This window comes from Streptomyces sp. NPDC085866, assembly GCF_044541035.1.
Taxonomy (GTDB): Bacteria; Actinomycetota; Actinomycetes; order Streptomycetales; family Streptomycetaceae; genus Streptomyces.
Window position 1 is genome coordinate 43873 of record NZ_JBITSQ010000003.1, and the last position, 12498, is coordinate 56370.

11 protein-coding genes and 1 pseudogene are annotated in these 12498 nt (G+C 71.5%); 8 read left to right on the forward strand and 4 right to left on the reverse strand.

Annotated features, from left to right (window positions below; genetic code table 11):
* Positions 1–473 precede the first annotated feature (473 nt).
* A pseudogene (locus ACIF83_RS07010) lies at positions 474–908 on the reverse strand (pyridoxamine 5'-phosphate oxidase family protein); the annotation flags it as partial.
* A gap of 287 nt (positions 909–1195) precedes the next feature.
* On the opposite strand from ACIF83_RS07010, the gene ACIF83_RS07015 reads away from it, so the two are divergent.
* From ACIF83_RS07015 to ACIF83_RS07050, 8 genes are all read left to right on the forward strand, one after another.
* On the forward strand, positions 1196–1384 hold the full coding sequence (locus ACIF83_RS07015) for a hypothetical protein (protein ID WP_393471167.1): 189 nt from the start codon (positions 1196–1198) through the stop codon (positions 1382–1384).
* Positions 1385–1782: 398 nt separating this feature from the next.
* Positions 1783–3363 carry an alpha/beta hydrolase gene (locus tag ACIF83_RS07020; RefSeq protein ID WP_399724158.1) on the forward strand — a complete coding sequence of 527 codons (1581 nt, stop codon included), beginning with the start codon at positions 1783–1785 and terminating at the stop codon, positions 3361–3363.
* Between the two features lie 484 nt (positions 3364–3847).
* Complete coding sequence (gene iolC / locus ACIF83_RS07025; protein WP_393471161.1) at positions 3848–4822, forward strand: 5-dehydro-2-deoxygluconokinase; 975 nt, start codon at positions 3848–3850, stop codon at positions 4820–4822.
* A 3-nt stretch (positions 4823–4825) separates the two neighbouring features.
* Positions 4826–5698: an aldolase gene (locus tag ACIF83_RS07030; RefSeq protein WP_399724162.1), complete on the forward strand. Its 873-nt coding sequence runs from the start codon at positions 4826–4828 to the stop codon at positions 5696–5698.
* Complete coding sequence (gene iolB, locus ACIF83_RS07035) at positions 5695–6567, forward strand: 5-deoxy-glucuronate isomerase (RefSeq protein ID WP_399724166.1); 873 nt, start codon at positions 5695–5697, stop codon at positions 6565–6567. The genes ACIF83_RS07030 and iolB overlap by 4 nt, the downstream gene beginning before the upstream one ends.
* Positions 6564–8447: a 3D-(3,5/4)-trihydroxycyclohexane-1,2-dione acylhydrolase (decyclizing) gene (iolD, locus tag ACIF83_RS07040; RefSeq protein WP_399724169.1), complete on the forward strand. Its 1884-nt coding sequence runs from the start codon at positions 6564–6566 to the stop codon at positions 8445–8447. The genes iolB and iolD overlap by 4 nt, the downstream gene beginning before the upstream one ends.
* Before the next feature lie 98 nt (positions 8448–8545).
* The gene (locus ACIF83_RS07045) at positions 8546–9019 is read left to right on the forward strand and encodes a MarR family winged helix-turn-helix transcriptional regulator (protein WP_399724172.1); all 474 of its coding nucleotides are present in this window, start codon (positions 8546–8548) and stop codon (positions 9017–9019) included.
* Positions 9020–9081: 62 nt separating this feature from the next.
* Complete coding sequence (locus ACIF83_RS07050) at positions 9082–9429, forward strand: tetratricopeptide repeat protein (RefSeq protein ID WP_393471337.1); 348 nt, start codon at positions 9082–9084, stop codon at positions 9427–9429.
* A 97-nt stretch (positions 9430–9526) separates the two neighbouring features.
* Here ACIF83_RS07050 and ACIF83_RS07055 read toward each other — a convergent pair whose 3' ends face one another.
* The 3 genes from ACIF83_RS07055 to ACIF83_RS07065 all read right to left on the reverse strand — a co-directional run bounded on the left by ACIF83_RS07055 (position 9527) and on the right by ACIF83_RS07065 (position 12419).
* Positions 9527–10456: a M56 family metallopeptidase gene (locus ACIF83_RS07055; RefSeq protein WP_399724175.1), complete on the reverse strand. Its 930-nt coding sequence runs from the start codon at positions 10454–10456 to the stop codon at positions 9527–9529.
* Between the two features lie 6 nt (positions 10457–10462).
* Entirely contained in the window at positions 10463–10894 is a 432-nt protein-coding gene (locus ACIF83_RS07060) for a BlaI/MecI/CopY family transcriptional regulator (RefSeq protein WP_399724178.1), read from the reverse strand.
* 112 nt (positions 10895–11006) lie between these two features.
* Positions 11007–12419, reverse strand: coding sequence for a PepSY-associated TM helix domain-containing protein (locus ACIF83_RS07065; protein WP_399724181.1), 1413 nt, complete (start codon positions 12417–12419; stop codon positions 11007–11009).
* Positions 12420–12498 lie beyond the last annotated feature (79 nt).

Genomic DNA, 12498 nt, shown 5'->3' on the forward strand with positions numbered 1-12498 from the left:
GCCCTTCCCTTGTGCCATGGAGACAGCGAGCCGGGAAGTGCGTGGATGCGGGTGTGGACCTGGCTCCCCTCCCGGCCGCCGCATCATGATCGTCGGTGGGGTACCCGGACCGGATAGGGCCGAACAGTCCCTGATCGACCGTTCGGCGGGGTCCAACGGTCCCCGTCACGCGGCGGCGGGAGCGCCGTCTTCTCGGCCAGGCAGAGGCGCCGGCCGATCTGTGTCCAAGGCCAGGGCCGGTCGGCCCTCTCGCCATCCCGGTCTGCCGCAGCCGGAGACCGCCTCCGGTCGGACGGCCTGAAGGGGTCGCCGGCTCACGGACTGTCGTCCCCCACGAAGCCGATGCGATCGACCCCGACACACACGTCCGGGGGCGTCTGATCGCAGGCCGGATTCCCGCTCGGCGGGGTGCGGCCTTCGTTCGGGGCGTCGAGCGGCGAGAGCTGCGGCCCGACGTGCCCTGGTGAGCGGCTGGAGAGACGCGGGCCGTACAGCGTGCGGCCGCCGATGAGTTCACGTCCGGAGACCAGTTCGGACTCGATCCGTACGAAGACTTCCTCGGGCGAGGGAACCCAGGAACGTGGGCCGATCCGTTCCAGGCGGTCGATCTCGGCCCGGTCGGTGACGACTTCCGCGCGGCCCGTCACGACGACGCTCCAGCCGGAGTGCGTGTCCGCGTCGGCCGCGTCCGCCTCGAAGGCCACGACCGCACCGTCGACCGCGCGGGCCAGGTCCGAGGCCGCCGACGTACGCAGCAGCACCGCTCCGTCGTGGTCCAGGCTGAAGTTGACCGGAAGGACTGCGGGCAGTGCCTGCCTCGTGTGGACGATACGGCCGATCGGTGCGGTCGCCAGCAGACACAGGCACTCGTCACGACCAAGTTCACGGTAGCCATCGTTCGGGTGCATGGGTCAGCCCGTCCTTCGCCCGGTGGAGGGGATTTCCGCCCATGCTGAGCCCGGTGGCGGCCGGGCGGTGAGGGGCCACCGGTCCCGTCGTGACCGGAAAGAGGCCCGATGAGGTGCGACGGTGAGGCGGCACGCGCCGGGTTCGCCGGCGAAGGGGTAGCCGGCTGCACCACAGGTCCGGGAGCGCACTCCCTCGTGGCGCATCACGGCAAGCGGGATCGTCGACCTACGCAAGTTCAGCGACACCCCGCCGGGGAGTCCGCGTCCGTCCCCGAAAGGAAGCTCCCGTGAAGCAGCTGCTCTCCTCCCGCCCGGTCCTGTGGTTCCTGTTCCTGTTCCACCTCGCCGTCGCCGCGGTCGCACCCTTCGCCGTCGACGGCACCCAGGGGGTGACGGCCGGCGTCGGCATGGGTGTCGTCTCGCTCGGCGCGGGCACCGCTCTGCCGCGCGGCCGGACGCAGCGACAGCACGGCTGACTCTCCGCGTGCTCACGGACCGGGGCGCCGGAGCGGAGGCGCCCCGCCGCGCCGAACCCGTGGGGACGGGGGCGGCGCCGCGCAAGGCCCCGGCGGACCACCCACGTGCTCCGTCGACTCCCCTGCTGCCGCAGCGAAGTCGAAGGAGGCGGACCTCGACTTCATCGGTCCCGGACTCGGACGGCCACCGGCCCGAGTGACCGGGACCAACGGCGCCCCGCCGGCACTGCGCCCCTGGCAGCGCGGACGGTGATCAGCCCGTCCGGGTTCTCCTCCGCACGTCTTGTTCTGTGTACTCCGCGAGTCGTAGCAAGACCGCCCCGCAGATGGATTCGCCGGCCTCCGTAGACACGAAATGGTCGTACCTTCCCGTAAGTTGACAGAAAGGAACGGCCATCGTGCGGATAGGACGCATTGCGCCCTTGCTCGCAGTGGGGGTCACGGCAACGCTGCTCCCCGCCCTCGCCCCGGCTCAGGCATCCGCGGCGGAACCGCTGAAGAGGTTCGAGAGCCAGAGGCCCGCGTGGCACAGATGCGACACGTCGCTGCCCGCTGCGTACCAGTGCGCGACGATCAAGGTCCCACTCGACTACAGCCGCCCCGGCGGCAAGACGATCAAGCTGGCCATCTCCCGCTTGAAGACCAGTGTCCCGGGCAAGCGGCACGGCGCGCTCCTCCTCAACCCCGGTGGACCGGGCGGCGAGGGCCTGGACATGCCGGTGATGATGAAGGACGCGATGCCCAAGAAGGTCCGCGAGCAGTACGACCTCATCGGGTTCGACCCGCGCGGCGTGGGACACAGCAGCCCGGTCACCTGCGGCCTCACGGACAAGGAGCAGAACACCGAACACCCCTATCACCCGCAGACGTTCAGCCATGACGTCAAGTGGGCCCGGACCGTCGCCGACAAGTGCCGCGCCAAGAACGGCGACAGGCTTCCATACATCACCACCCGCAACACGGCCCGCGACATGGACGTCATCCGCGGCGTCCTGGGCGAGAAGAAGATCTCCTACCTGGGCTACTCCTACGGCACGTACCTGGGCGCCGTCTACGCGCAGATGTTCCCCGAGCGGACCGATCGCTTCGTGCTGGACAGCGCGGTCGACCCGGCACGGGTCTGGCGGGGCATGATCCAGGTCTGGGCGGAGGGCACGGAACCGGCGTTCGCCCGCTGGACGAAGTGGACCGCGCAACGCAACCGCACCTACCGACTCGGCGACACCCCGGCCAAGGTGAAGAAGACCTTCTGGGACCTGGTCGCCCGGGCCGACCGCACTCCCATCGACAACGGTGGTGAGAAGCTCACCGGGGACGACATCCGGGCCTCCCTGCGCCCCGCGTTCTTCAGCCCCAAGTACGCGGCCGAGGCGGTCGTCGAGCTCAAGAAGGCCGCCGACGGACACGCGGTCTCCCGCCGTTCCCACGCGCCGGACGATCAGCGGGGACCGCGCCGGTCCGCGGCTGCCGCCGCGCAGCCGCCGGCCGACAACGGCACCGCCGCCTTCTGGACCGTGGTCTGCGGTGACACCGCGGCCTGGCCGCGCGACCCCGAGCAGTACCGCCGCGACGCGATCCAGGACAAGGCCAAGTACCCGCTCTACGGCGACTTCGGCTCCAACATCACGCCCTGCGCGTTCTGGGACAAGCCGGCCGAGCCCGTCACCGCGGTGGACAACAACGTCGGCATACTCACCGTGCAGAACCAGTGGGACTCCCAGACGCCCCTGGTCAGCGGCCTCGGCATGCACCGCGCCCTGAAGGGCTCGCGCATGGTGTACGTCAAGGGTGGCGAGGGCCACGGCGTCTACGCCACCGACCCGGGCTCCTGCGCCGAACGCACCATCAACACCTACCTGAGCAACGGAAAGCTGCCGGCGCAGGACGTCACCTGCAAGCCGTCCGGTCGACGGAGCCCCGGCGTGAACCAGCGCATCGTCCCGGTGCCGCAGAACACACCGCAGGCACCCCGCTTCTGACGCGCCCTCACCGAGGCGCGCCGCCACCGTACGGTGCCTGGTGGACACCGGCACCGAGTGGCGCAATCTGACTGCCGGCTGCGCACCGGGATCTGCGAGAAGCAGGGCCTGGCGCGCAGCCGGTGGTGTGTGATGCGGTCCTCCATCACATCCAGCCGGAGCCGGCTCAGCGCGGTCGGCTCGGGCCAGCGGCAGTCCTCGGTGTCGAGGAACTGCCCCTCGGGACCCCATCGCTCCTACATTCTTTTCAACGGTTCGAGTCTCCTTACGGTCACACTGCGGGCACTTACGGCCCCCGCCATGGCCCCTCTTCCCTCGCCCAAGCTCTGCGTCCCGTCCGCACGGGTCACGTAGCAACATCCTATTGACATGACATTTGAAGGACGGCATCGTACTGGCCTCAGAGCCTGCGCTTAAAGCGCTTCAAGCACTCGTCTGCCCCCACCGCCTCCGGGGACGGTCGGAGCGAAGGGAAACCAGCCTGATGTCATTCGAAGTGCTGACCATGGGCCGTGTGGGAGTGGACGTGTACCCGCTCCAGACAGGTGTGGGGTTGGCGGAGGTCAGGTCGTTCGGGAAGTACCTGGGCGGCAGCCCGACCAACGTGGCGGTGGCCGCGGCGCGGTACGGGCGCAGCTCGGCCGTGATCACGAAGACGGGACGGGATCCGTTCGGTGCGTTCGTGCGGTCGGCGCTGGAGGGGTACGGCGTGGACGGCCGGTTCGTCGGCACGTCGGGCGTTGCGCCGACGCCGGTGACGTTCTGTGAGATCTTCCCGCCGGATGACTTCCCGTTGTACTTCTATCGGCTGCCCAAGGCGCCCGACCTGGACATCCGCGCGGACGAGCTGGACCTGGAGGCCATCGGCGACACCGGGATCTTCTGGATCACCGGTACCGGCCTGAGCGAGGAGCCGAGCCGCTCGGCCACGCTCGCGGCGCTCGCGCACCGGTCGAAGTCGGGGACGACGGTCTTCGACCTCGACTGGCGGCCGATGTTCTGGAAGGACCCGGCCGAGGCGCGTTCGTACTACACGGAGGCGCTGCGGCATACGACGGTCGCGGTCGGCAACCTCGACGAGTGCGAGGTGGCGACCGGTGAGCGTGAGCCGTACGCGGCCGCGGAGGCGCTGCTGGCCGCAGGCGTGGAGCTGGCGGTCGTGAAGCAGGGCCCCAAGGGTGTCCTTGCGATGGATCGGGACGGCTCGGCGGTCGAGATCGCGCCGGTACCGGTGGACGTGGTCAACGGCCTGGGTGCCGGTGACGCGTTCGGCGGTGCGCTGTGTCATGGGCTGCTGTCCGGCTGGGACACCCGCCGCACGGTCTCCTTCGCGAATGCCGCCGGCGCCGTCGTCGCCGGCCGGCTGTCCTGCTCCGACGCCATGCCCGCCGAGGCCGAGGTCGACGCCAAGCTCCGCGAGGCGTCCCTCGTCCCCAGCTCCACCGAACGAAAGGCGTGACGCGTGTCGTCCGACAACGTGAGCCGGATCGTGTCCGCCCGGGTCAGTGATCCCGGCGCCATAGCGGCAGCGGCCGCGCGCCGTGTGAAGGCGACCTCGCTGCTGGGTGAGCACGGCAAGGCGATGATCATCGCTGCGGACCATCCGGCACGGGGCGCCAACGGCGTGGGCGGTGACTCCACTGCCATGGCGGACCGTTTCGAGCTGCTGGAGCGGCTGTGCACCGCTCTGGAGCGGCCGGGTGTGACGGGGGTGCTGGCCACCGCCGACATCCTGGAGGACCTGCTGCTCCTCGGCGTCCTCGACGGCAAGAGCGTGTTCGGATCGATGAACCGGGCCGGTCTTGCGGGGTCGGTGTTCGAGATCGACGACCGGTTCACCGGCTACGACGCCGAGACCATCGCCGCCATGGGCTTCGACGGCGGCAAGATGCTCACCCGCATCTCCCTGGACGATCCGGCCACTCCGTCCGTCCTGATGGACACCGCCCGCGCCGCGAACGAGCTGAACGACCATCACCTCATGGCCATGATCGAGCCGTTCATCTCGACCTGGCAGGACGGGAAGATCCGCAACGACCTCTCCCCCGACGCCGTCATCAAGTCGATCACGATCGCGTCGGGGCTGGGCCGCCGTACCGCCTACACCTGGCTGAAGCTGCCGGTCGTCGCCGACATGGAGCGCGTGCTTGCTTCGTCCACGCTCCCCGCGCTGCTGCTGGGCGGCGAGGTCACCGACCCCGACACGGCCTTCGCCTCCTGGGGCCGTGCGCTGAAGCTGCCCACGGCGCAGGGCCTGGTCGTCGGACGCTCGCTGCTCTACCCCTCGGACGGCGATGTCGCCGGTGCGGTGGACCGGGCGGTGAGCCTGCTGTGACGTCCGTGAGCAAGTACCACCTTCCGGCCGGCACTTCGGCCGCCGGGCCTTACGACCTCCTGGTCACGCCCGAGCCGGCGAGCTGGGGATACTCCGGCCCCAGGATCCTCACCCTGAAGCCGGGCGAGGCGCACACCGTGTCCACCGGCGACTCGGAGTTCCTGGTGCTGCCGCTGACGGGCTCGTGCACCGTCACCACGGACGGCCGCGGCTTCGAACTCCAGGGCCGCAGGAGCATGTTCGCCTCGGCCTCCGACTTCGCGTATCTGCCCCGCGAGTCGCAGGCCCTGATCAGCAGTGCGTCCGGCGGGACGTTCGCGCTGTCCTCCGCCCGTACCGAGCGAGGTGGCCTCCCCGCTCGGTACGGGCGCAAGGAGGACGTCCCCGTCGAACTGCGCGGCGCGGGCGCCTGCTCCCGGCAGGTCGACAACTACTGCCTGCCCGGCACCTTCGACGCCGAGCAGTTGCTGGTGTGCGAGGTCCTCACCCCCGACGGCAACTGGTCCTCGTACCCACCGCACAAGCACGACGAGGCACGGCCCGGCCCGGAATCGGAGCTGGAAGAGATCTGCTACTCCCGGATCGCGGGCGAGAACGGCTTCGGCTACCAGCGCGTCCACGGCGCCCCGGACCGGCCGATCGCCGTGCTCGCCGAGGTGCGTTCCGGCGACACGGTGCTGATCCCGCACGGCTGGCACGGGCCCTCGATCGCCGCGCCCGGCCACGACCTCTACCACCTCGACGTCATGGCCGGCCCCGGGCCGGACCGGGCCTGGCTGATCTGCGACGACCCCGCCCACGGCCGGGTGAGCTCGGCCTGGGACGCCCAGGACATCGACGACCGGCTGCCCTTCGGAGAGAACCGATGAACACCGTACGACTGACCACAGCCCAGGCTCTCGTCCGCTTCCTGGCCAACCAGTACAGCGAGCGGGACGGCCAGGAGCAGCGGTTGATCCCCGGCGTCTGGGGGATCTTCGGGCACGGCAATGTCGCCGGGATCGGGCAGGCGCTGCTTCAGGCGGCCGTCACGCAAGAAGCGGATCTTCCCTACTACCTGGCCCGCAACGAGCAGGGCATGGTGCACGCCTCGGTGGCGTACGCCAAGATGCGCGACCGCCTGGCGACCTTCGCCTGCACGGCCTCCACCGGGCCTGGTTCGACGAACATGATCACGGGTGCGGCGCTCGCGACGACCAACCGCATCCCGGTGCTGCTGCTGCCGTCCGACATGTTCGCCACCCGCGCCGCAGACCCGGTCCTGCAGCAGCTGGAGGACACCCGGGGCGGCGACGTCACCGTCAACGACGCCTTCCGCGCCGTATCCAAGTACTTCGACCGCATCTCCCGCCCCGAGCAGCTCGTCCCGGCCGCACTGGCCGCGATGCGCGTGCTCACCGACCCGGCCGAGACCGGCGCGGTGACGTTGGCCCTGCCACAGGACGTGCAGGCCGAGGCCTACGACTGGCCCCTCTCCTTCTTCCGGCGCCGGGTCTGGCACGTGGGCCGCCCGGTGCCGGAACCCAGCGCCGTCGAGCGAGCCGCGCGGCTGCTGCGCAACGCCGAGAAACCGCTGATCGTCGCGGGTGGCGGCGCCGTGTACTCCGCTGCCGAGACCGCGCTGCGGGCGTTCGCCGAGGCCACGGGCATCCCCGTGGCGGACACGCATGCGGGCAAGGGTGCGGTGCCCTGGGACCACCCCTGCGCCGTCGGCGGCATCGGCTCCACCGGCTCGTACGCGGCGAACGAACTGGCGAAGGAAGCCGACGTCGTCCTCGGCATCGGCACCCGCTACAGCGACTTCACCACCGCCAGCCACACCGTCTTCGCCAACCCCGACGTCAGCTTCGTCAACCTCAACGTCACCCGCCTGGACGCCGTCAAGCACTCGGCAGAGCCGGTGGTGGCCGACGCCCGCCTCGGTGTCCAGGCCCTCGCGGGAGCGCTGGCGGACTGGGAGGTCTGCGCCGACTACCGGACTCACACCCGCCGACTCATCTCCCGCACGAGGGAGATGGAGGACGAGTGCTTCGCTCCGGACCGCAACACCGGTGAACTGCCTGCTCAGACTCAGATCCTGGGCGCTCTCAACGACGTCCTGGGTGACCGGGACGTGGTCATCAATGCGGCCGGCTCCATGCCCGGTGATCTGCAACAGCTCTGGCGGGCGCGGGATCCGAAGGCCTACCACGTCGAATACGCCTACTCCTGCATGGGCTACGAGGTCGCCGCCGGCGTCGGCGCGAAAATGGCCGACCCCTCCCGCGAGGTCGTCGTCCTGGTCGGCGACGGCTCCTACCTCATGATGGCCCAGGAGATCGTCACCATGGTCTCCGAAGGACTCAAGGTCATCATCGTCCTCGTCCAGAACCACGGTTTCGCCTCCATCGGCGCCCTGTCCGAGTCACTCGGCTCCCAGCGCTTCGGCACCAAATACCGCTACCGCGACGACGACTCAGGCCTCCTCGACGGCGGCGTCCTCCCCATCGACCTAGCCGCCAATGCCTCCAGCCTGGGCGCGGATGTCCTGCACGCCACCGGCGTCGAGGAGTTCCGCGCGGCGATGGAGAAGGCGAAGGCCGCCACCCGCACCACCGTCGTCCACGTCGAGACCGACCTCTACGGACCCAACCCGCCCGGCCACGGCTGGTGGGACGTCCCCGTCAGCGAAGTCTCCGCCCTCGACACCACCCGCGTCGCATACGAGACATACGCCGCCCACAAGCAGACCCAGCGCCACTACCTGTGACGACCGAGCCGCATCCGCCGGTCAGCAGCACGTCGTCGATGACCACGGCGATGGCGGGGTACACAGGACCGCCATAGTAGCCATGTACCGTATCCGCCATGAGCAAGACATCCGAAGGGGCCACCCCGGGTTTCCTGGTGTGGCGACTGTCGATGAAGTGGCGGGTCGCCGTCGACCGGGCAGTCGCTCCATTGGGCCTCACCCACGCCCAGTACTCGTTGGTGGCGTCGCTGTACGGCATGCAGCGCTCCGGTGAGCGACCCAGCCAGCGGCGCCTCGCCGACCACACCGGCCTGGAACCGCTGTACGTCTCCAAGCTCGCCCGCAGCCTGGAGTCCGCCGGGCTGCTGGAGCGCGCCAAGGACCCGCGGGACCCGCGAGCGGTACAGCTCGCACTCACCGAGGAGGGCCTCGAGACCACCCGGCGGGCGGTCGACGTCGTCCACGGCCTGCTGACCCAGCTGCTGGAGCCGCTCGGCGGACCGGACAGCGCCCGGGCCCGGGAGCTGACGCGCGACCTCACCACCCTGCTCGACGCACCTCTGGACCCGACCGGCACTGTCCCGCAGTAGTGGAATATTGAACTACCGCGTTCCGTTGTGGCCGTCGAAGGAGGTCACGAGTGGAGACGCAAGTGGAAACCACGTACTACGACCACGGCACCCCCGCCGAGCGCTGGGAGCGCGCGCAGCAGTTCTTCGCCGCCCAGGACTACGCGGGCGCCGCACGGGTGCTGGCCGGCCTGGTCGAGGAGGTGCCGGAGCAGACCGGACCCCGCCTGCTGCTGGCCCGCGCCTACTACCACTCGGCCCAACTGCACCGCGCGGAGGCCGAGTTGCGGCTCATCGTGGAGCGCGACCCGGTGGAGCACTACGCCCGCCTGATGCTGGGTCGCACGCTCCAGCGGCAGGCGCGGCATGACGAGGCGGACCAGCACCTGCGGATCGCCTCGGCGCTCGCGGGCGACTTCCCGGAGGACTGACACGACGTGAGCGGGGCCCGGTTCCCTCGAGGAACCGGGCCCTTCGTGCGTCCCGGGCCGGCCGCCGTACCGTGCACGTCATCGGTGCCCCCCGAGGTCACAGCGGGGCCGCCGCGTGCAGGATCAGGAACAGGGTGACGGCCGAGCTCGCCGAGGACATCGCCGACACCAGCGTGCCGGCAGCGGCGCCCCAGGCGGCGAGGCCGACCGAGGTGAACGCCGAGGGCCAGGAGCGGGCCACGGGGGCGGGGGCCAGCAGGGCGGCCACCCGGCGCGGGACGGGGCCGGTCGTCGCGAGCGCGGGGAGGGTGGGCGCCGGGGTGCCGTGGGACAACAGCGCCGCCTTGCCGATCGCGCGGGCGACCGTGCGCCGGTCGCCGACCGCGCGGGCCGCCTCCTCGTCGGCCCAGCGCTCGGCCGTGTAGACGACGGCGGTGCGCAGCGGGCGCAGGAAGGGGTTGGCCCGGGCGGCCAGACGGGCGGCGAGCAGATGGCGGTGGTGGCGGGCGGCGAGGTGGGCACGTTCGTGGGCGAACAGGGCGCGCCGTTCGGCGGGGGCGAGCCCGTCCAGCAGCGCGGTGGTGACGACGATCCGTCCCGGGCCGCCGGGCAGGGCATAGGCGTACGGCGCGCTGTCGGGCAGGACGGCCACCGTCGGTCCGGGCAGGGCGGCCAGGGCGCGGTGGGCCCGGCGGGCGACCCGGTGGTGGCGCCACAGCGTGCGGGCGCAGGCGGTGGCGACCACGGCGAGGGCGGGGATGGCGACGCGGCCCGCCACCTCGTCGTACGGGACGGCGGCCCGCACCTCCGGCTCGGACCATCCGTCCGGGAGGGGGTTGCCGGGCAGCTGGGCGGTACCCACGACCATCAGCAGGGCCAGACAGAGCGTGCTGCACACGGCCATCACGACGGCGACCGCGGTGAGCAGCCGGGTGGCGGTGCGCGGGTGCAGGTGTACCTCGGCGAGCCGGGCGACCGGCCAGGCGGACAGCGGCAGCACCAGCGGCAGGAAGACGAAGACCCCCATGGGCGGTCAGTCTTCCGCACCGCCGTCGCCGGTGTGCGGGGGGTTCCCGTTGTTCACCGAGCCCGGCTCGGCGGCCTCCAGCAGCGCCCGCAGCACCTGTTCGTCGCCGGGCGGCAGGGCGGTGACGAAGCTCGCCAGGACGGCCTCACGGTCCCGTTCCCCGTCCAGCAGACGGCGCATGCGCAGCGCGGCGAGCCGGGCCACGTCGGCGGTGGGCGTCCACAGGAAGGAGCGGCCCTGCCGTTCGCGGGCGACGACGTCCTTGGCGAGCAGCCGGGTGAGGATGGTGACGACGGTGGTGTAGGCGAGGTCGCCGCCGAGGCGCCCCTGCACCCAGGCGGCGCTGACCGGCCCGTCCGCCGCGCGCAGCGCGCCGAGGACCTGGCCCTCCAGTTCGCCCTGCCCGCGCCGCCGGGCCCGGCCGCCGTCCCGCACCATGTTTTACTGCCCCCCAATTCTTGTCGCTCGGTTCGCCTCCGGGGCGCCGGACGCGGTGTCGAGAGACCGATCGTGCTCACTCGCTGCGCCGGCATCGGCGTGTCGGACCACGCTACTTCACGTCGGCCGTGCCTCCGTAGGTGCGGCGACCGCGGCGGTGCGCCATCTCCCCGAGGACGATGTCGACGGCGATGAATCCGGCCAGCGGGATGCCGAGCAGCGGCACGGAGTAGCCGAGTACGGCGATCACCGCCAGGGCCGGTACCAGGAGATACGGGGGCACCTGCGCCCAGGCGCCGCGCGGGATGGGCCGGCCGAAGGCGGAGCCGCGGCCGCGCTGCCACCACATGCGGTAGCCCCACACGATCAGCAGGATCAGCGCGAGGGCGAGCAGGGCGAGGGCGATCTGGTTGACGATGCCGAAGAGGACGCCGGTGTGCAGGTCGATGCCCCAGCGGGTGAGCTTGGCGAGCACCGGGTAGTCGGCGAACCGCAGTTCGTCGGTCACCTTGCCGGTCGCCGGGTCGACGGCGACGGAGTCCTGCTTCTCCGGCCAGCTGCGCTGGACCTGCTTGACGACATAGGCGCTGTTCGCGTCGGCGGGCGGCACGATCTCCACGGGGTCGCCGAGCCCCTTGGCCCGGGCCGCCGCGAGCACCTTGTCGAGGCCGACCCCGTGCCCGGCGTCCCCGCCCGTGCCGGCCGCCGACCCGTGACCCGCGTGCTCGCCGCCGGCCGCGGCCGCTGAGACGGACGGGGTGGCCTGGCCGAGCGAGGTGCGCAGTTCGTCGATGTTGGCGCCGGCGTACGTCGACCAGGTCAGGCCGGTCGCCGACAGGAACAGGAATCCGGCGGCGGTCCAGACGCCGACCGTGCCGTGCAGGCCGAGGGTGCGGCGGCGCCCGCTGGTCCCGCGCACCTTGCGCAGGGCGCGGCGCCGGGAGAACCAGAGCACCAGGCCGCCGCCCGCGATCACCCACAGCCAGCTGGCCGCCAGCTCGCTGTAGAGCCGGCCGGTGTCGCCCAGGTGCAGGTCGCGGTGGAGTTCGTCGATCCAGGTGCGCAGGGGCAGCGCGCCGGTCGAGCCGTACTGTTCGAGGGCCCCGCGCACCTTCCCGGTGGCGGGGTCCACGAACACGGCGAGGGTGTGGTCGGTATCGACGCCCTCGACGCCGGAGAGCAGCACCCGGGTGGTCGTACCGGGCTCGGGTGCGGGTCGTACCGCCGAGACGGTGCCCTCGGGGTGGGCCTTGCGGGCGGCGGCGACCTGGGCGGAGAGGGGCAGGGCGCGGTCCCCGGCAGGAACGGTCAGTTCGTGGTCGTACACGAGCTTCTCGGCCTGGAACGAACCCGCGTACAGCAGGCCGGTGACGGCGGCGACCAGCAGGAACGGGGCGACGAGCAGGCCGGCGTAGAAGTGCAGGCGCAGCACGAGGGGGCGCAGCGGTGCCCAGCGGCTCGGGGAGGGGGCCGGGGCGGGCGGTCTGGGTGTCTCGTCGGTGGCGGGCGAGGGAGCGGTGGACATCGGCTGGCTTCTCCGGGGGACTCGGGGCGGAAGCGGGGCGGTCCAGTAGTCGGATCACGAAGGGCCCGAGTTCCCCGGA

Bases quoted from the DNA above. Each gene is read 5' to 3' on its own strand.
- ACIF83_RS07055 (WP_399724175.1), bottom strand. From the start codon at position 10,456: ATGGGGGTCTTCGTCTTCCTGCCGCTGGTGCTGCCGCTGTCCGCCTGG.
- iolC (WP_393471161.1), top strand. From the start codon at position 3,848: ATGTCATTCGAAGTGCTGACCATGGGCCGTGTGGGAGTGGACGTGTAC.
- iolD (WP_399724169.1), top strand. From the start codon at position 6,564: ATGAACACCGTACGACTGACCACAGCCCAGGCTCTCGTCCGCTTCCTG.
- ACIF83_RS07060 (WP_399724178.1), bottom strand. From the start codon at position 10,894: ATGGTGCGGGACGGCGGCCGGGCCCGGCGGCGCGGGCAGGGCGAACTG.
- ACIF83_RS07045 (WP_399724172.1), top strand. From the start codon at position 8,546: ATGAGCAAGACATCCGAAGGGGCCACCCCGGGTTTCCTGGTGTGGCGA.
- ACIF83_RS07065 (WP_399724181.1), bottom strand. From the start codon at position 12,419: ATGTCCACCGCTCCCTCGCCCGCCACCGACGAGACACCCAGACCGCCC.